Origin of the sequence: Paraburkholderia nemoris, from assembly GCF_905221015.1 — a bacterium.
Lineage (GTDB): Bacteria > Pseudomonadota > Gammaproteobacteria > Burkholderiales > Burkholderiaceae > Paraburkholderia > Paraburkholderia nemoris.
The window spans coordinates 142,258-161,344 of the sequence record NZ_CAJNBO010000021.1 but is presented as its reverse complement, the minus strand read 5'-3'; the positions used below and the strand labels follow the sequence as shown (position 1 = coordinate 161,344).

The 19,087-nt window shown below is 62.7% G+C and carries 16 protein-coding genes; 5 read left to right on the top strand and 11 right to left on the bottom strand.

Going from position 1 to position 19,087, the window contains the following annotated elements; all coding sequences use genetic code 11:
- Positions 1-238 precede the first annotated feature (238 nt).
- From KHO33_RS28960 to KHO33_RS28920, 9 genes are all read right to left on the bottom strand, one after another.
- Positions 239-1,630, bottom strand: a complete 1,392-nt coding sequence (locus KHO33_RS28960; RefSeq protein WP_093644885.1) for an amino acid permease — start codon at positions 1,628-1,630, stop codon at positions 239-241.
- Between the two features lie 269 nt (positions 1,631-1,899).
- Entirely contained in the window at positions 1,900-2,556 is a 657-nt protein-coding gene (gene rqpR, locus KHO33_RS28955; protein WP_175051820.1) for a response regulator transcription factor RqpR, read from the bottom strand.
- A 10-nt stretch (positions 2,557-2,566) separates the two neighbouring features.
- Positions 2,567-3,403 (bottom strand): sensor histidine kinase, encoded by an 837-nt coding sequence (locus tag KHO33_RS28950; RefSeq protein ID WP_200564217.1) that lies wholly within the window; start codon positions 3,401-3,403, stop codon positions 2,567-2,569.
- Between the two features lie 434 nt (positions 3,404-3,837).
- The gene (locus KHO33_RS28945) at positions 3,838-4,608 is read right to left on the bottom strand and encodes a ferredoxin--NADP reductase (RefSeq protein WP_093644879.1); all 771 of its coding nucleotides are present in this window, start codon (positions 4,606-4,608) and stop codon (positions 3,838-3,840) included.
- Between the two features lie 587 nt (positions 4,609-5,195).
- A complete protein-coding gene (locus KHO33_RS28940; RefSeq protein ID WP_200564215.1) occupies positions 5,196-6,155 on the bottom strand; it encodes an ABC transporter permease in 960 nt (319 codons plus the stop codon).
- Between the two features lie 29 nt (positions 6,156-6,184).
- The gene (locus KHO33_RS28935; RefSeq protein ID WP_200564252.1) at positions 6,185-7,162 is read right to left on the bottom strand and encodes an ABC transporter permease; all 978 of its coding nucleotides are present in this window, start codon (positions 7,160-7,162) and stop codon (positions 6,185-6,187) included.
- Positions 7,163-7,202: 40 nt separating this feature from the next.
- A complete protein-coding gene (locus tag KHO33_RS28930) occupies positions 7,203-8,768 on the bottom strand; it encodes a sugar ABC transporter ATP-binding protein (protein WP_234480492.1) in 1,566 nt (521 codons plus the stop codon).
- Positions 8,769-9,183: 415 nt separating this feature from the next.
- Positions 9,184-10,203, bottom strand: a complete 1,020-nt coding sequence (locus tag KHO33_RS28925) for an ABC transporter substrate-binding protein (RefSeq protein WP_154558902.1) — start codon at positions 10,201-10,203, stop codon at positions 9,184-9,186.
- Between the two features lie 113 nt (positions 10,204-10,316).
- Positions 10,317-11,369 carry a LacI family DNA-binding transcriptional regulator gene (locus tag KHO33_RS28920; protein WP_175052178.1) on the bottom strand — a complete coding sequence of 351 codons (1,053 nt, stop codon included), beginning with the start codon at positions 11,367-11,369 and terminating at the stop codon, positions 10,317-10,319.
- 339 nt (positions 11,370-11,708) lie between these two features.
- On the opposite strand from KHO33_RS28920, the gene KHO33_RS28915 reads away from it, so the two are divergent.
- Entirely contained in the window at positions 11,709-12,689 is a 981-nt protein-coding gene (locus KHO33_RS28915; protein ID WP_054037953.1) for an aldose 1-epimerase, read from the top strand.
- Between the two features lie 37 nt (positions 12,690-12,726).
- Here KHO33_RS28915 and KHO33_RS28910 read toward each other — a convergent pair whose 3' ends face one another.
- Complete coding sequence (locus tag KHO33_RS28910) at positions 12,727-13,524, bottom strand: endonuclease/exonuclease/phosphatase family protein (RefSeq protein ID WP_054037951.1); 798 nt, start codon at positions 13,522-13,524, stop codon at positions 12,727-12,729.
- Between the two features lie 90 nt (positions 13,525-13,614).
- On the bottom strand, positions 13,615-14,121 hold the full coding sequence (locus KHO33_RS28905; protein ID WP_054037949.1) for a hypothetical protein: 507 nt from the start codon (positions 14,119-14,121) through the stop codon (positions 13,615-13,617).
- A gap of 294 nt (positions 14,122-14,415) precedes the next feature.
- Here KHO33_RS28905 and KHO33_RS28900 point away from each other — a divergent pair, with 294 nt between their 5' ends.
- The 4 genes from KHO33_RS28900 (at position 14,416) to KHO33_RS28885 (ending at position 19,081) form a co-directional block, all read left to right on the top strand.
- Complete coding sequence (locus tag KHO33_RS28900; RefSeq protein WP_200564211.1) at positions 14,416-15,393, top strand: AAA family ATPase; 978 nt, start codon at positions 14,416-14,418, stop codon at positions 15,391-15,393.
- 493 nt (positions 15,394-15,886) lie between these two features.
- Positions 15,887-16,993: an NAD(P)/FAD-dependent oxidoreductase gene (locus tag KHO33_RS28895; protein WP_054037947.1), complete on the top strand. Its 1,107-nt coding sequence runs from the start codon at positions 15,887-15,889 to the stop codon at positions 16,991-16,993.
- Between the two features lie 201 nt (positions 16,994-17,194).
- On the top strand, positions 17,195-17,506 hold the full coding sequence (locus KHO33_RS28890; RefSeq protein ID WP_054037945.1) for a high-potential iron-sulfur protein: 312 nt from the start codon (positions 17,195-17,197) through the stop codon (positions 17,504-17,506).
- A gap of 282 nt (positions 17,507-17,788) precedes the next feature.
- On the top strand, positions 17,789-19,081 hold the full coding sequence (locus tag KHO33_RS28885; RefSeq protein ID WP_054037943.1) for an MFS transporter: 1,293 nt from the start codon (positions 17,789-17,791) through the stop codon (positions 19,079-19,081).
- The last annotated feature ends 6 nt before the right edge of the window (positions 19,082-19,087 follow it).

Below are 19,087 nucleotides of genomic sequence, written 5' to 3'. Positions count from 1 at the left end.
TGGCACCTGGCAGACGTGGTCTATCTGAACCCGGAGCGAACTAACGCGTCGGTCGAAATGTATAAGCACGCAGCGTAACGGTTCACGCGACAACTACCTTGACACACACCGCGGCAAAGAGAAGTAAGTGCCGCCCCGCACAGGGGCAACGCTAATAGACCACTAACAAAACAAGGAAAGGCCAAAGCCCCAGGAACACTGACAACAAGCGCCGCGAAGGCAAAAAACCTCAAAACCTTTATTTCGCCAACTTGGAATGCCGCCGGGAATAGCCAAAATAGATAACCATCCCAATGAGTAACCAAACCACAAACGCCACCCAGGTAACAGCCTGGAGATTCACCATCAAAAACAAACAAGAAGCGACAGCCAACACCGGCACCACCGGCACACCAGGACACCGGAACGCCCGCGGCAACTCTGGATGCGTCTTCCGCAAAACCAGCACCGCAATCGACACCATCGAAAACGCAGCCAACGTGCCGATATTGATCAGCTCAGCCAGCACATTCAAAGGCACCAACGCACCAATCAGCCCGAAGAAAATCCCCACGAGCCACGTCGTAAAGAACGGCGTCGCATACTTCGGATGCACCCGGGAAAGCCGCGCCGGCAACAACCCATCCCGCGACATCGCGAAAATCACGCGCGTCTGGCCATACGCCATCACCAGAATCACCGTCAGCATGCCCAGCACGGCGCCAAGGTCGATAAAGCCTGCCACCCACTTCTGACCCGCCACCTGCAACGCGTACGACACCGGATGCGAAATGTTCGCGAACTGCGCCGACGGCACGATACCAGTGACCACAGCCGCCACCGCGACGTACAGCACCGCGCACACGCCCAGCGATGCAATGATCCCGATCGGCAAATCGCGCTTCGGATCCTTCACTTCCTCCGCCGCGGAAGACACGGAATCGAAGCCGATGAACGCGAAGAACATCACCGCCGCCGCGCCGAACACGCCGTTCCAGCCGTTCGGCATGAACGGATGCCAGTTCGCCGGCGTGACGTGGAAAACACCCACGCCAATCACCAGCAACACCACGATCACCTTGATCGCCACCATGATGTTGTTGATCCGCGCGGATTCACGCACGCCAAGCGACAACAGCGCCGTGATCGCCATCATCACGAGGAAAGCGGGCAGGTTGAACCATGTCTCGTGCCCCGGCAAGGCGCCGGGCGCAGCCGTCAGCGCAACCGGCAAGCTCACGCCGAAGCCCGACAACAACGATTGCAGATAGCCCGACCAGCCGACCGATACCGCCGACGTTGCCAGCCCATACTCAAGCATCAAGTCCCAGCCGATGATCCACGCGGCCAGTTCGCCGAGCGTCGCGTACGAATACGTGTAGATGGACCCCGCAACCGGAATCGTCGAGGCAAATTCGGCATAGGCGAGCGCGGCGAACCCGCAGGCAATCGCCGCGATCAGGAACGACACCATCAGCGCCGGGCCGGCTTGGACCGCGCCCGTGCCGGTCAGCACGAAAATGCCGGTGCCGATAATGGCGCCGACGCCGAGGAAAGTCAGATCGAGCGCGCCAAGCGCTTTCTTCAAGCCGGCGTTCTGAGCGCTCGCGGCGATCATGTGCTCGACGCTCTTCTTGCGGAACAGGGACATTGGCGGTGGGTCTCCAGTAGTGCACGCATCTTGCGCGCCGATGTCAGGGGAAACCCGCGATTTTAACGGATGCGCGCGTCTGCACCATTTTGGGACGGTGTTTTTAGCGTCTGAAGAGGAGGCGGAAAATGCTTGATGAAAGCGATTCGGCAGTGATGTTTGTTTGCGCACAGCGCGCGGCGGAAAGGTTTTCGCGCGGTGCATGCCGGGTCGGGCGGAATTGCGCCCGTGCTGGTCGGACGCTATTTAGCGGTCTGGGGAAGAAAGCTTTAACCGGCCATCGCCGGATTCAAGTCGACAAGACGGTTGCTCATCACATAGAAGGTCAGCTCGGCGTTATTGCGCAGCTTCATCTTTTCGAGCAGCCGGGTGCGGTACACGCTGACCGTCTTCACCGACAGCGATAACGTCATGGCGATATCCGTCAGCCGCTTGCCGGACGCGAGCATGCATAGCGTCTGGTATTCGCGATCCGAGAGCTTTTCGTGCGGCAGTTGTTCGCCGTCGAAGGAGACGTAGTCCGCCAGCGCTTCGGCCATGGCCGGGCTGACGTATTTGCGGCCCGCCGCGACCTGCTGGATCGCGCCGATCATCTGCGCGGCGTCGACGGTCTTCGACAGGTAGCCGGCGGCGCCGGCCTTCAGCGCGCGCACGGCGTACTGGTCCTCGCGGTACATCGAGAACATCAGTACGGCCACGCGCGGTGCCTTGCGCTTCAAACGCTTGAGCACTTCCACACCGTTCATGTCCGGCAGCGAAATGTCGAGCAGCACCACGTCGTAGCTATGCTGGGAAACGGCCTCGAGCGCTTCGGCGCCGGTTTGCGCCTCGGTGACTTCGCGCGCCACGCCGCGGTCGAGCAGCAACTGGCGGACGCCCTGGCGGACCACCGCGTGGTCGTCGGCGAGGAGGATGCGCAGGCTCATGATGGCGTGCTCACGATTGCAACGCACGACGCTCGGCGCCTGGAGCGCTCGCCAGCATCGCATCCCACGCAAAGCGCGCCTGCACGAGCGTGCCGCGCGACGCGGTGTCGTTGTCGCCGCGGCCTGAACCGATGCGCCGGGCGCTGATCCGCAGCGTGCCGTCGAAGGCGGCGCAGCGCGCCTGCATGCCGCTCAGCCCGAAATGGCCGCGACGGCTGCGGGCGGTGCGCGTCAAGCCGATGCCGTCGTCGCTGATGATCAAGCTCAGGTGGCGGCGGCCGGCCTCGATCCGCACGTCGGCCGATTCGGCGCGCGCGTGCTTGGCAATATTGTTCAGTGCTTCCTGGGCGACCCGGAATACGGCCAGTGCCGCGTCGGTGGGCAGGCGTGTGAGCCGCACATCGGCAGCACAGACGAAACTCGTCCGCAGGTTCGTGCGCGCGGCGAAGTCGCCAGTCCATTGCGCGAGCGCGCCGACAATGCCCGCTTCGAGCGACGGCGCATGCAGTTCCGCGACGGCTTGGCGGCTGGCGGCGCACACGGCGTCGAGCGAACGATTCGCAACGGCGAGCGCGGCGGCGCACTGCGGCGGCGCATCGGCGGGCAGCCAGGTTTCGACGCCGGCAAGGGCGAAACGCGTCGCGGTCAGCTCGGCGCCGACGCCGTCGTGCAGCTCGCGCGCCACATGGCGGCAGGCAGCTTCCTGCGCCTGAACGAGCTCGGCCGACAGTTGGCGCACGCGGGCGCGCAATTGCGCGAGTTCGCGCTCAGCAGCCGAGGACGGCGCGGTGTGTGCAAGTGAAGACGGAATGTGGGCGCTAAACGGGACGACGGTCGACGTATCCATGACTTTCCCTCTCAGGAAGCAGTGCGAACGGCGAAGCGGGTGCGCATCGGCGGCGCGAAGACGAAAGAACGCATGCGAATCTCTGGCCTCCAGTGATGTCCGTTACGCGTTGTGCGCGATGGACAAATTGCTACGGCGCGGCGTAACGAAATTTACATTCAGTAACAAGTCGACCGTACGATGGGTGTCATATTAATCCGACTAATCGTGCGCCGCGATGATATCTCAAAAAAAGAAAAAAATGCAGGTGCACCAAGGGTTAGCGCCTACATTTGACGCAATGGTTGATGTCCTGCGGCGCTGATATTGTAGGAAGAATGCTGACATCAAATGTCAGGGTGATGGCGGCAATTTGTAACTGCGCAACAAAAAAGGAGCCCGAAGGCTCCTTTTTGTTGATTGCGCGGCGTGGGCCGCTCAATTTGCGCGTTCGGCTAGCCGACGAACGCCTTTTCGACCACGTAGTGACCCGGCGCATTGTTGCTGCCTTCCTCGAAGCCGAGGTCATCAAGCAGCTTGCGCGTGTCGCGCAGCATGTGCGGGCTGCCGCACAGCATCACGCGGTCGTCTTCGAGCGAGAAGCCCGGCACGCCGAGGTCGGCGAACAGCTTTTCGGTTTCGATCAGTTCGGTGATGCGGCCGCGGTTCTGGAACGCTTCGCGCGTCACCGTGGGGTAGTACAGCAGCTTTTCCTGCACCAGCTCGCCCAGATGCTCGTGCGCCGGCAGGTGGTCCGTGATGTATTCCTTGTACGCCAGCTCGTCGACGAAACGGCAGGTGTGCGTCAGGACCACGCGCTCGTAGCGCTCGTAAATGTCCGGATCTTTAATGATCGACATGAACGGGGCGAGACCCGTGCCGGTGGACAGCAGCCACAGCGTCTTGCCCGGCAGCAGGTTGTCGGCCATCAGCGTGCCGACCGGCTTCTTGCCGATCAGGACTTCGTCGCCGACCTTCAAATGCTGCAAACGCGACGTGAGCGGGCCGTCCTGCACCTTGATGCTCAGGAATTCGAGGTGCTCTTCGTAGTTCGCACTCGCAAGGCTATAGGCGCGGATCAGCGGCTTGCCGTCGACTTCGAGGCCCACCATCGTGAACTGGCCGTTTTCGAAACGGAACGACGGATCGCGCGTGCAAGTGAAGCTGAAAAGCGTATCGGTCCAGTGATGGACGCTCAGGACTGTTTGTGAATTCAGGTTGCTCATGGCTTCTTGGATAGTGCGAAAACAAAGGCGGCCAGTCGTTTTAGCCGGCCGGCACGGCAAGGGCGATGCTGCGCTAACCCGAGATCGGGAATCACGCGCAATCCGCTATTTTACCGCGCCCGCTGCCCGAGGGCTCTGGCGCGGCGGTTGAGCGTGGTAAAGCGGGTTACCGGACCTGGAAGCGTCGGCGCCGGCGGTTGTGACGATCGGCGCCGCGAAGTACGTTGGCGTGGTTGCAGCCGCGCTTCAGCAAGGGTACGGCGATGGGCGAACACCGCGTAGGGCGGCTGCCATCGGCTGTCCGGCATGCGCCGGATAGGCGCCCCGCGCGGGCAACATTTTCAGGATGATACCGAAACCCGCCGTGCACCGCAGCATTGACCCTGCTGATAAAACTGGCAAAAGGGCGGGAGGTCGGTGCGAAAGGTGAGGAAATTGGGCCGTAAAGGCGACATGGGCAGGGCGAGCGCGCGCACTTATGTTCGCGCTGCCTGGCGTTGTCGGGTTGGTACACAAAGGCTGATTGGCGCCCGAGGGAAGAGCCGAAATCCACCGGGAAATAAGGATTCCAGTGTTTCCTGTTTTGATTACGCCGGAGCCGCCACGCGCTTCTTGCCGCGCTGCTTCAGCACTCTCGCCTGCAGCACGATCACCAGCAACAGGAACACCCCGCGAATCACCGATTGCCAGTACGCCGACAGGCTGATGAACCCCAAGCCGTTTTCGAAATTCAGCAGATTGAACACCAGCCCAAGCAGCAGCACGCCGGCGATCGTCATCGCAATCGAGCCTTCGCCGCCGGTGAGCAAGGTGCCGCCGAGCACCACTGCGGAGATCGCGAACAGCTCCCAGCCGACGCCTTCGTTCGGTTGCCCTGCGCCGAACTGCGCGGCGAGTATCACGCCCGCCATGCCGGCGAGCAGGCCGCTCACGGCATAAGCCATCACCAGCGTGCGGTCGACGTTCAGGCCCATCAGCCGCGCCGCCTCCTCGCTGCCGCCGATGGCCAGCGAATGCCGCCCGAAGCGCGTGCTGCGCAGCGCGAGCCAGCCGGCGATCGCGGCGACGGCCGCGACGATCCCCGGGATCGGCAGGCCGAACAGATCGCCTTGACCGAAGTTGCCGAAGTTCGAGTCGGCGGCGATCGACACCGCATCGTTCTTGCCGAGCAGTAGCGCGACGCCGTGCGCGCCGAGGCTGGTCGCGAGCGTGACGATGAAGGGCAGGATTTTCAGCCGGGTGATGATCAGGCCGTTGAGCACGCCGACGGCTGTGCCCGCCGCGCAGCCGGCCACGACCGCGACCCAGCCGCCGTACGCGCTGGTCAACGCGGCAACCACGCTCGCCAAAGCGGCCACCGTGCCGACCGACAGATCAATGCCGCCCGTGATGATCACGAAGGCCATGCCGATCGAGATCAGCGCGAACATCGAGTTGTAGCGCCAGAACGAGGTGATGTTGTAGGCCGAGCCGAAGTGGTCGTAGCGCACGATCCCGAGCACGATCAGCGCGACAAGAGCAAGCAGGATAGGAAGGTTCTTTTTCATCGCATCGGATCCGAAGTGTCCTGGAGGCGTTAGCGCGAGCGCCGCTGCACATAAACCGCCGCGACGATGATGCCGGCCTTCACGACCAGCGCCGCCGCGTCGGGAATGCCGTGCGCGAGCAGCGTATAGCGCAGTAACTGGATGATCAGCGCGCCGATCAGCGTGCCGCCGATATACGCCTTGCCGCCCGTCAACGCCGTGCCGCCAACCGCCACCGCGGCGATCGCATCGAGTTCGACGCCGAGCCCCACCACGTTCGCATCGGAGGACGAATTTACCGAGATCGAGATCAGCCCCGCTAAGCCTGCGAGCGCGGCGCACAACGTGTATGCGATCAGCTTGACGGTGGCAGTCGGCACACCGCACAGATAGGCGGCCTTTTCGTTGCCGCCGGTGATCAGCAGATACTGGCCGAACAGCGTTTTGCGCACGATCCACGCGAACAGTACGACTAGCGCAAGCATCAGCAGCACCTGGAACGGCACGCCGGCGACCTTGCCCAAGGCGATCCACTGGAAGGCGGGCGTGTTGAACGCCTGCAGGCTGCCGTCGGTGACGACCTGGGCGATGCCGCGCCCGGCGATGAACAGCACCAGTGTCGCGACAATCGGCTGCACGGATAGCCTCGTCACCAGCAAGCCGTTGAAGACGCCGCACGCGGCGGCAGCCAGCACCGGCAGCACAAACGCGAGCGCGATACCGCCTGGTCCTGGAATATTCAGGAACAGCATCGGCGCGAGCGCCCCCGAGATCGCCATCGATGCGCCCACCGACAGATCGATGCCGCCTGTCGCCACCACCAGCGTCATGCCGATGCCGACGATCACGATCGTCACCACCTGCGTCATGTTGACGTTGAAGGTTTGCAGCGACCAGAAGTGCGGGGTGAAGATCAGGTTGAAGAGCACCATGGCGAGCAACACGATCACTTCGCGTTGCATGGCCAGGTGCCGCCATTTCTTCACCGTCGATGCGGCCGTGGCGCGTGATGTGGCTGCGTCCTGCATAGGCGGCGTGGCTTGGGTGTGTAGCGACTCGGTGTGCAACTTAAGCGCCATGACGGTCGCCCTCCAACGCGTCTTCGATATGTGCGGATTGCGCGGCTTCGACCAGTTGCGATTGGCCTTCGCTGCCGTAGGCGATGGCGTCCATGATGGCGGTATCGCTCATGTCGGCGCCGTTCAGTTCGGCGACGGTGCGGCCGTCGCGGATCACCACCGCGCGGTCGGCGACCGCTGTCAGCTCCTCGAGTTCGGAGGCGGACAGCAGCACGGCGAGCCCCGCATCGCGCAGTTCACGCACGATCTTGGCCACGTCGGCTTTGGCGCCGACGTCGATGCCGCGCGTCGGCTCGTCGAGCAGCAGTAGCGAAGGTTCGGCAGCGAGCCAACGCGCGAGCAGGACCTTCTGCTGATTGCCGCCCGAGAGTTCGCGAATCGGCTGATCGGCCGAGCGCAGCTTGATGCCGAGCGACGCAATGAAACGGTCGACAATCACCTGCTGTTTCTTCACGTCGACTACGCCGTTCTTCGCCAGCGTGCGCAAGCAGACGAGCGTGAGGTTGTCGCGCACCGAGAGTTCGGGGACGATGCCTTCGGCTTTGCGGTCCTCGGTGAGGTAAGCCAAGCCACGCGCGATCGCGTCCTGCGGCGACTTCAATGCCACCGCTTCTCCGCCAATCGACAATGAACCGTGCTCGAGCGGATCGGCGCCGAACATCAGGCGCATGGTTTCAGTGCGGCCCGAGCCGAGCAGGCCCGCGAGACCCACTGCTTCGCCCGCGTGCACTTCAAGCGATACGTCGCTCACTTTCGGATGCGCGCTCAGGTGCGTCGCAGCGATCGCCTGCTTGCCGCGACGCGCGAGGTTCGCTTCACGCGCAGCGGCGTCTTCGTGCACGACGGCGGCGAGCGTACGGCCGAGCATCGTCGTGACGAGTTGCAGCTTGTCCATCTCCGCCATCGTGCTTTGCGCGACCGTCTGACCATCGCGCATCACGGTGACGCGGTCGCATAGCGCATACAGTTCGTCGAGCCGGTGCGAGACGAAGATCACCGCGCGGCCGTCGTCGCGCAGTTTGCGCACCACGGTGAAGAGCAATTCCACTTCGCGTTCATCGAGCGACGAGGTCGACTCGTCCATGATGACCATTTTCGCGTCTGACGAGACGGCGCGCGCCAGCGCCACCATCTGCTGGATCGCGGTCGAATAGCGGCCGACGGGTCTCTTCACATCGATCTGCAAACCGAACGATTCGAGCAGGGCGGCGGCGCGTTGCTGCACCGCGCGCCAGTCAATCAGGCCGAAGCGGCGTGGCTCGCGGCCTAGGAAAATGTTCTCCGCCACCGAGCGGAACGGCACCAGGTTGATCTCCTGATAGATCGTGCTGATGCCGGCTTCACGCGCCTGCTTCGGCGTGCGGAAATCGACTTCACGGCCCTCGAAGCGCACGCTGCCCGAGCCGCGCCGATACGCGCCGGTCAGGATCTTGATCATGGTCGATTTGCCGGCGCCGTTCTGGCCGATCAGCGCGTGCACTTCGCCGGCTGCCACGCTCAGATTGGCGCTGCGCAACGCGGGGACGCCGCCGAAGCTGATGCCGATGTCCTGCATCTCCAGCAGCGGCGAACGGGTAAGGGGAGAGTGCGGTGTCTGCGTGCCGGATTCCGTCACGGGTGTCCTCCTGATGCGTGTGCTGCTTCACGTGCTGCCTCATGCGCTCCATGAACTGCATGCGTTGCATACGCTCGGCAGTGCGAGCCGCTGTGGCCGTTCGTTCGGGCTCCATGCAGGCGGTGTCGTCGAACCATGTTACGCCGCATAAAAGCGAAGCGACGGTCCGTGCTGCCACGAACGCGTCGCTCCGAACCCTTCCCGTCACCCGCCCCCCGAGGAGATTGATTCGGGGCGGAGACGTCCTGCGGGCACTGCCCTCGAAGAGGCTCTCTCCGAGGTGCGGAGCGCGTGGACACTCCGCTAAAGCGCTGCCCTCAAGCTACACAACCGCTTGTACGACGGCGGCTGTCGATCAATAGCCGTACTGCATGCTCTGCTGCACGTTGCTCTTGTCGTAGAAGCGGTCCGAGACCTTGACCCACGTCGGGATCTTTTCGCCCTTCGCGTAACGTTGAGCGACGTCGCAGGCGAGCGGGCCGAAGAACGGGCTCGACTGCACGCTTGCGCCGAGTTCGCCGGCGGCGATCGCGTCCATGCCACCCTTGGTGCCGTCGATCGTGACGATCTGGATGTCCTTGCCAGGCTGCTTGCCGGCGGCCTTGATCGCGGCGATCGCGCCGAGCGCCATTTCGTCGTTATGCGCGTAGACGGCGGTCACTTCCGGGTGCGCCTGCAACAGCGTTTCCATCACCTGACGGCCCTTGTCACGCGCGAAGTCGCCGCTTTGCGAGGCGATGATCGTCATGCCCGGATTCTTCGCGATGATTTCGTCGAAGCCCTTCTTGCGGTCGTTCGCGGCGGACGCGCCCGTGGTGCCTTCGAGTTCGATGATTTTCGCTTTGCCGCCGGTCGCCTTGACGAGCCAGTCAGCGGCGCGATGCCCCTGATCGATGAAGTCCGAACCGATGAACGTGATGTAGTCGCGGCCCGCTTTGGCCACCGACTGATCGACGTCACGGTCCACCAGGATCACCGGAATGCCGGCCTTTTTAGCTTGCAGCACGACCGGTGCAAGCGGCTTTTCTTCGCGTGGCGGGAACACCAGCAGATCGACGTGCTGCGCGATCATGCTTTGAATATCAGAGACCTGCTTGGAGTTGGAGCCGTTGGCGTCGGTCATCACGACCTGCCAGCCGCACTTCGCGGCGATGTCCTTGAAGCTCTTGGTTTCCGCGAGACGCCACGGATTGTTGCTTTCGGTCTGCGCGAAGCCGACCTTCAGCGGAGTCTTGGTGGCCAATTTCGGCAACGCGTCGTCGGCGTGCGCAGTGGCGACGCCGAACCCGATTGCCAGAGCCAGCAGCGAACCTGCCAGCGGACGAATCTGCTGCTTGCGCGCGTGCTTGCGCGACTGCGTGTTGAGCGACGCCATTGTCTTCCTCCAGTACCTGGTGAGGTGTATTTGCTTTTTAGTGTTTCTCCTGTCGGCCGAGCTGTTTCACCCTGACCGGACGTGCCGATTATTCCACTGGGAATTATTATCGGTCAATCACTAATAATATTAATTATTGGCTTTTCTGCCTCGGTAATTACCCTGACCGAGCCGCGTTCGACGAGCGGTCCGTCGAGTTTGACGAGGCGATGCCGCACCGGTGCGCCCGCTGCGCGGTTGTGTTCTTCCTGCAGCAGGGTTTCGACGGCCCAGCGTCCCAGTTCGTAGTTCGGCAGCACCACGGTCGACAACGGCGGGTGCGTGTGGCGGGCAATTTCCTGGTCGTCGTAGCCGAGCACGGAAACGTCTTCGGGCACGCGCAGGCCGAGTTGCTTCAGAGCCTCGATCGCGCCCAGCGCGGTCAGATCGTTGGCGCAGAAAATGGCGGTCGGCGGGTGCGCCTCGCGCATCAGGGAGAGCGTCATTTCAAAGCCGACCCCCGAGCTCCAGTCGCCGTCGCGGACCAGTTCCGGCGCGTACGGCAGATCGGCGGTGGCGAGCGCCGTGCGATAGCCCTTGAGGCGGTCTTTCGAGGCGTCCTGCCACGGTTCGCCGTTGATATAGCCGATCCGCCGATGCCCCGACTGCAGCAGGTAGTCGGTCGCCAGATGGCCGCCCGCGACCTCGGCCGGCACCACCGATGACAACCCGCCTTCGCTCGTGTAGCAGTTCAGCAGCACGGTGGGCACCTGCGAGAGCGCCGCCGGCAAGGTGACCTTGCGGGTGTAGACGGTCGCGTAGATCACGCCGAATACGTGCGGGTTCGACAGCGTCGCGTCGAGTACCTGCTTTTCGATATCGGCGTTGCCGTGCGTCGAGTAGACGGCGAGCATCTTGCCGCTCGCATAGGCCGCATCGCGCGCGCCGTCGACGTTGACGACCGGATGCGGACTGGTGGAAATCTCGTCAGCCAGATAGACGATCAGGTTGCGTTCATCGGCCGAAACCGATACCGGTTCGCGCAGCGACAGCCGGTAGCCGAGGTCGTGCGCGGCCTTCAGCACCTTGTTGCGGGTGGTCTCGGAGAATTTTGCGCCGGTCGCGTTGTTCAGGACGAGCGAGACAGTGGATTGCGACACGCCGGTGAGCTTGGCGATGTCGGTCATGGTCGGGCGGCGTTGAGTCGATTTTTTCATTGTGCGGGCCGCGCTGCAGCGGCGCTAAAGCAGGGGCATGCCGGTGGCATTCGTGATGCTGACGGTACCACTAATAATATGCGCGCGGCAACGCGCGCTAACCCGCCATTTGGGAGATTTGGTAAGGCAAGAATCGATTATTCTTGATGAATTTATTACTAATAATATTGACCGATGCGCTTTGGCGTGCGATTCTCGGTCGCGCGGACCTTGAGGGTTCCGCCGGCCGCGCGCTGTGCGCGGCACGTCATAGGAGAGATCGATGGGCGTTCATGCCGCCATCCGCCTGAGGCCCCGCCTTTTCTGACCATGCGCGACGTTTCCTTGAATCCGATCCGGCCGCTCGCAACTGGGCTTACGTGGCTCGACGACCCCGCGATCGCGCCGTCGCTTGTCACGCTGACGGCCGGCGCCATGCATGTGGTGGTTGCACCGGAAGTCGGCGGCGCGTTGGCGGCTTACTACGAGTCGACGCCAGAAGGCCCATTGCACTGGCTGCGGCCAGCCACGCAAGCAGCGTTCGATCAACGCGATCCGCTGCGCATGGCGAGCTTTCCGCTCTTTCCCTATTGCAACCGGATTCGCGACGCGCGTTTCCAGTTCAACGGCGGCACAGTCGATCTGAACGGCAATGACCTGCGCTTTACGCATGCGCTGCATGGCAACGCGTGGCGGCATCCGTGGCAGGTGGGGGCGCGCACGGAGAGCTCCGTGGAATTGCACTTCGAACACGAACCGGATTTGCAGCAGCCCGGCGACTGGCCGTTCCGTTATCGCGCGCAACAGCGCATCGAGTTGATCGGCGGCGCGCTACGCATCACGCTGTCCGCGCAGAATCTTGGTGACCGGCCGATGCCCTTCGGCATGGGCCATCACCCATACTATCCACGCACCGCGCGGACCCGCGTCTACGCCGAAGTGCAAGCCATGTGGCATGCCGACGCTGATGTGCTGCCCACGCATCTCGGTCCACACCCCGCGGTCGAGGCGTTGCGCCACGGCATGTCGCCGGACGCGTTCGCGCTCGACAACAACTTCGCCAACTGGTCGCGCGAGGCGACGATTGCATGGCCTGACGAACACCGTCAACTGACGATGACCGCCGATGCGCCCTTCGATCACATGGTGGTGTTCGCGCCCGCTAACGATGCGCAACTGTGCGTGGAACCGGTGACCAATACGACCGATTGCTTCAACGCGGTGGGCATGCGGGAGCAGGTGGGCGGCTGCGTGTTGCAGCCGGGTGAGGAGATCGCAGCGGCGCTGAACTGGACGCCGCGAAGAGATTAGTGCGCGTAGGTCAGCAACTATGCTGCCGGCTTCACGTTCACCCGACTCGCAACCGCGCCATATACGGCAAATGATCCGATAGCCACGCAGTCTCCTGCGTCGGCTGGATCCATTCGACCGGCTCCATGCCGCGTACGAACATCTTGTCGAGCGCGAGCGCCGGCGAGAAGGCCGGAAACGTGCGGCCCGCTTCGCCGAGCAGCGTCGCCACTTCCTGCAGGCCGTGTTCGGCAAAGAGCGGCACCGAGTCGTTGCGCCAGTCGTTGAAGTCGCCGGCCAGCACCAACGGACCTTCCGGCGCTTCCTTCGCGATCCAGTGCGCGATCCAGTTCATCTGCCGCAAGCGCGCCGAGCGCGTGAGCGCGAGATGCGCGCACAGCAGCGTGACCGAATGACCACCGAAGGTCGCGCGCGCCACCAGCAGTCCGCGCTTTTCGAAGCGATGCGCGGAGATATCCCAGCGTCCGCCGAGATCGAGCGGATGCGGCGACAGAATCGCATTGCCATGCCGCCACGACGGCTTGAAGACATTCGGACCAAGCGCGATTTCGAGTTCGGCCGCGCGTGCGATCTCGGTGGCCTGACAGTGCCAGACGTCGCTCAAGGGATCGGCGAGCGGCGAGCCGAAACTACTGGCCAATATCGGCGAGGGCATGCGCCGCGCCATCGCTTCCTGCAAAAAATACGCGTCCGCGTGGGTCGACTGAACCCAGCGCTGCATCGCCTGCCAGGCCTGAAAGCCGAGCGGTGTGCGGCCCTTGTGCAGATTCCAGCTGACCGCAATGAAATCCTTGGGCGCTGCGCTCTCGCGGATCAATTCTTCTGGGTTTCGCATGCCGCGTTGTCCACGTGTTCTGTTGGGGGCTTCGGTTGTTCGATTGGGTTGTTCGCTTCGGTGCGTGCCGTTCGCATTGTGTGCATTGCACTAGTTCGCGCTGGTCGCAAGGCTCGCACGCACTCGATAAACCAGGTTCGGATTCTTATCGACGATCGTCCAACTGACCCACTGACCAGGCGCGAGCTTCAGGCCTGGATGGCTCGCGCTCACCTGACGCGGTTGTGGCGGCAACTTGCAACCGGTGTCGGTTTGTCGCGCGGCGTCTTCCTCGAAGGTTTCCTGGGCTTCGATCGACAGTGTGACCGCGCTCGCATCCGCCTGTAGCGGCGAGATCGTCAGCGTGCGCGCCAGATCGATGCTGCCGCCAGGCTGGTCTTTACAGCCGACGTTATGCTGGACCATCTTGTGATGCGTGTCCGTGCGCGCCTGCCCGACGGTGGTGGTGCCGTCGAACGAATCGATCTGCTGGCCGTCGCGCATGACCTGCAGCTGCCATTGCACGGCCTGCTGCGTCGCCCCTTGTTGCGCGTTCGCAAGCAGCGAAGTGCCGAACAGCGCGGCGGCTAGCACGCCGACGATACTGATTTTCCACATAGAAGGTTTCTCCGGTCACTGCATCCGGCAGAGTAGACAGAAGGCCATCTTACGCCTGATGGGCTGAACGCCTTTCTGACACTTCAAACGGGGCCGGGTTCAGCAAAACGCCATTTCCGATGAGAAGGTGAATCCTCAAGGGGACTTCCTCCGGGGCCCCGCAGGAAACACGCCCTTGTTAGCAGCAGACCCGCATGACTGCTGGCTTGCACGCGAATATGGCCTCGCTACACTGGACTTGAAACGGTGCCCATCAGGCGCCGCAGCAGCAAGACCAGCCAGACGGGGTGAGCGATGACAACAGCAATGGTCAAACAGGAAATCGCCGTGGCATCTTTCAGCAGGGTGTACGACCTCGATCAGGTCGAGACCGCGCTGAACGAGCTCAGCGAAGGGGCGAACGAGGCGCTGCGCGCCACGTACGAAAAGATGCTCAAAACCGGCAATCTGCGCTTCTGCGTCAAGCCGAACCGGATGCCCTCGATCGACGATCTGATCGACGCGCTGCCCAATTTTTCGGAACCACTCGACGACATCCGCAAGCAGGTCGCCTTGTGTCTCGAGACTGAAGACCGGCTCGAACTGATGCCGATCCTGTTGCTCGGCGACCCGGGCATTGGCAAGACGCACTTTGCCAAGCAACTGGCGCGCATGCTCGGCACCGCGTACCAATACGTGGCGATGAGTTCGCTGACGGCGGGGTGGATTCTGTCGGGCGCATCGTCGCAGTGGAAGAACGCGAAGCCGGGCAAGGTGTTCGATGCACTCGTGAACGGCAGCTACGCAAACCCCGTGATTGCCGTCGACGAAATCGACAAGGCCACTGGCGATTCGCAATACGATCCGCTCGGCGCGCTTTACGCGCTGCTCGAACACGACACGGCGCAGACGTTCATCGACGAATTCGCGGAGATTCCGATCAATGCCGGCCACGTGATCTGGATCGCGACCGCGAACGACGAGCGCTCGATCCCGGAGCCGATTCTGAACCGGATGAACGTGTATGAGATTCCACCGCCGGATCGTGACGGCGCACGCCGTATCGCTCAATCGATCTACGACGAGATTCGCTCGGCGCATAACTGGGGCCTGCGTTTTCCCGAAACGCTCGGCGACGCCGCGCTCGATGCGCTGAAGCTGGCCTCGCCGCGTGAAATGCGGCGCGCGATTCTGAACGGCTTCGGCGCAGCGCGCATCGACGGGCGAGATCTGATCGGAGCCGGCGACATCCGCCTGGATTACGGAAATCGGCGGAAACCGATCGGTTTTTGAGCGTTTTTGCCCTGTTTTTGGCAGAAAACCGTCTTCGGACGGCTTTCTGCGAACACGAAACAGGCGGTTCGACACTTAAAACAGGATGAATGTCGCAGCAATTGTTGCGAGTTTCACGATTCCGGAGGGTTTGGGTCGGTCTGTCTTCCGCCGGACAGGCGTCCGGCGGCAAGGTGGCCGCTATGGCCGGCAACGCTCTGAGGAGGCGGGGCGATGCCATCGCGCGCACGAAGAATCGAGCGCGACAATCGTCGACGGCGTACACTGATCTTGTCCGGCCCATACGTTTAAGCCCTGCTCAAGACCGAATGCCCGCAGTCGTCCGACTGCGGGCATTTCTGTCTGTGCGGCGTCGTACAATTTTGTATAGCGGTTGCGTAAGGCCAGGTGCGTTCGACAGCGAGCGGTGTGCGGTCCTCGATAGCCGTACCCTGTCTTCATGTATATCGGGTGAACGAGGCAGCGCGCGGCGAGGTCAGCCGCGTCAAGGGACATGGATCAGATCGAATGTGTAGTGATCGGCGCTGGTGTCGTCGGTCTTGCCGTGGCGCGCGCATTGGCGGCGCGCGGGCGCGAGGTGATCGTGCTGGAAGCGGCCGAAGCGATTGGTGTGGGCACCAGTTCGCGCAATAGCGAAGTGATTCACGCGGGGATCTACTATCCGCGCGGTTCGTTGAAAGCGGCGCTTTGTGTGCGCGGCCGCGAGATGCTCTACGACTACTGCGTCGAGCACAACGTGCCGCATTCGCGCTGCGGCAAACTGCTGGTGGCCACCTCGCGCAATCAGGTTCCTCAGCTCGAAAGCATCATGGCGAAGGGCCGTGACAATGGCGTACTCGACCTGATGCGGATCAACGGCGACCAGGCGCAAGCGCTCGAACCCGCGCTCGAATGCGTGGAGGCCGTGTTCTCGCCGCAGACGGGCATCGTGGATAGTCACCAGTTGATGCTGGCGATTCAGGGCGACGCCGAGCGCGACGGCGCGGTGTGTGCGTTCCATGCGCCGGTCGAGGCGATCGAAGCGAGCAACGGCCGCTTCGTCATCAAGGTGGGCGGCAGCGCGCCGACCACGATCAGCGCCGCCTGCGTGATCAACAGCGCCGGCTTGTACGCGAATGCGCTGGCGCGCAAGATTCGCGGCCTCGACGCGCGGCATGTGCCGCCGCTTTATCTCGCGCGCGGCAACTACTTCAGCATCTCGGGGCGCGCGCCGTTCAGCCGTCTGATCTATCCGATGCCGAACGAAGCCGGCCTCGGCGTGCATCTGACGATCGATCTCGGCGGCCAGGCGCGTTTCGGTCCGGACGTCGAATGGGTCGATGCGATTAATTACGACGTCGATCCGCATCGTGCGGATTCTTTTTACGCGGCGATTCGCGCCTACTGGCCCGCGCTTCCCGACGATGCGTTGCAGCCCGCGTATGCGGGGATTCGTCCGAAGCTTTCCGGGCCAGGCGAGCCCGCTGCCGATTTCGTGATTCAAGGTCCGGCCGCGCATGGCGTGCGCGGGCTCGTCAATCTATTCGGGATTGAGTCGCCTGGATTGACGGCGTCGCTCGCGATCGCTCAGCGTGTCTGCGAGCTGAGTGGGCGCGCTTAATTGTCGCACCTCTCACGTTCTCGCCCCGCCGCTCAGGTCGTGCGATCAACCGGCATTCCGAATGCGTAACGTGCGCACGGAGTAGTACCAATTCGGTTATCTCTATCATTTGGGCTGTCACGCGCGACGGCTTCATTGCTATCCTTGGGGACCGCTGTCATCAGAACGGCGATCAGTTCAATATAAATGGAGTGAGTCCCCATGAAATCTTCCCGTCGTACGTTTTTGATCACCAGCATTGGTGTGGCATCCACGTTCGCCCTGTCGCGCCAGGCTTTCGCCGACGCACCGCAGGTCGCCGAGACCGACCCAACCGCACAAGCGCTCGGCTACAAGGCTGACGCGAGCAAAGTCGACAAGGCCAAGTTCGCGAAATACGCAGCGGGCCAGGACTGCGGCAACTGCAGCTTCTACCAAGGCAAGCCGACCGACGCCTACGCCGGCTGCCCGATGTTCGCGGGCAAGCAGGTCGCGAGCAAGGGTTGGTGCAGCGCATATAACAAGAAGGCCTGATTCCGTTTTAGCCGCACACACATTCAGTGTCGCGGTAAGTGCGCCGCAACATTGCGGCGCCGGACTGCGGTCCGATCATCGAGGCGTCTGCCGCCCTGCGCGACAGGCGCCTTTTTGTTGCTTGAAAACAGCTTGCGCGCTCTTTACACTCCAATGCGATCGCTGCGGCGGGCATTATTTTTTCTTGCTCGCGCCAGGGTGCACTAAACACTCACGCACGCTGAAGCACATCTACGCTGAGACGCCGTCCCACGCGACATTTTTCGCAGGCTGGAGATTCGAATGGCACCAGCGTCACGGAGCCTCAACACGCGCGCCGTCGTGGCGGCTGTGATCGGCAACGCACTCGAATGGTATGACCTCACCGTGTTCGGTTTCCTCACGGTGGTGATCGCCCAATTGTTCTTTCCGGCAGGGAACGACTATTCGTCGATGCTGCTGACTACCGCAACCTTCGGCGTCGCATTCGTCATGCGGCCGATCGGCGGCATCGTACTCGGACTTTACGCGGATCGCGCGGGACGCAAGGCGGCGCTATCGCTCGTCATCGCGCTGATGACGCTCGGCATTCTGCTGCTGGCGATTGCCCCGCCGTATTCGGCGATCGGCATCGGCGCGCCTTTGATGATCGTACTCGGGCGCTTGCTGCAGGGTTTTTCCGCCGGTGGTGAATTCGGCAGTTCTACGGCTTTACTGATCGAGGCGGCGCCGTTCTCGAAGCGCGGCTTCTACGGCAGCTGGCAGATGGCGAGCCAGGCCGCGGCGCTGCTGCTCGGTGCCGTGGTTGGCGCGTTGATCACGCACGGCCTCTCGCCCGAGGCACTGAAGTCATGGGGTTGGCGCGTACCGTTCATTCTGGGCTTGATCATCGGGCCGATCGGCTTTTATATCCGCCGGCATCTCTCCGATTCGGAAGCCTTTCTGCTTGCGCAAAAAACGGCGCGGCGCGCAACGCTCGGCGAAGTGTTCAGGAGCCATAGCCGCGACGTGCTGTGCGGACTCGGCGCGGTGATCGCGCTTACCGTGACGATCTATGTGTTGATCAGCTATCTGCCGACCTTCGCGGTCAAACAACTAAAGCTGCCTTATGCGCAATCCTTTTACGCGGTGATCGTCGGCAATCTGCTGCTCACCGTGCTCTCACCGTTGACGGGCGCCTGGTCGGACAGGATCGGACGCAAGGGACTTTCGCTGTGGTCGCTGGTACTGACGCTTGTGATCATCTATCCGCTGTTTGCGTGGCTCGCGGCGGAGCCGAGCGTGTCCAAACTGATTCTCGTGCAGGCGCTACTGTCGATTGCGCTGTCCGGATACTACGGGCCGTTCGGCGCGTTGATCGCCGAACTGTTCCCGGCCAACGTGCGCTCGATCGGCTTATCGCTCGCGTACAACGTCGCGGTGATGCTGTTCGGCGGCTTCGGGCCGTTCGTCGTGACGTGGCTCATCAACACTACGGGTTCGCCGCTCGCGCCGACTTACTACGTGATGGGCGGACTGGCGTTGTCGATCGTGGCAGTGGCGTGCATTCCCGGCAAGCGCCACGCGGATCTCGACGCACGGCGCAAACCGGCTTGAGCGTTC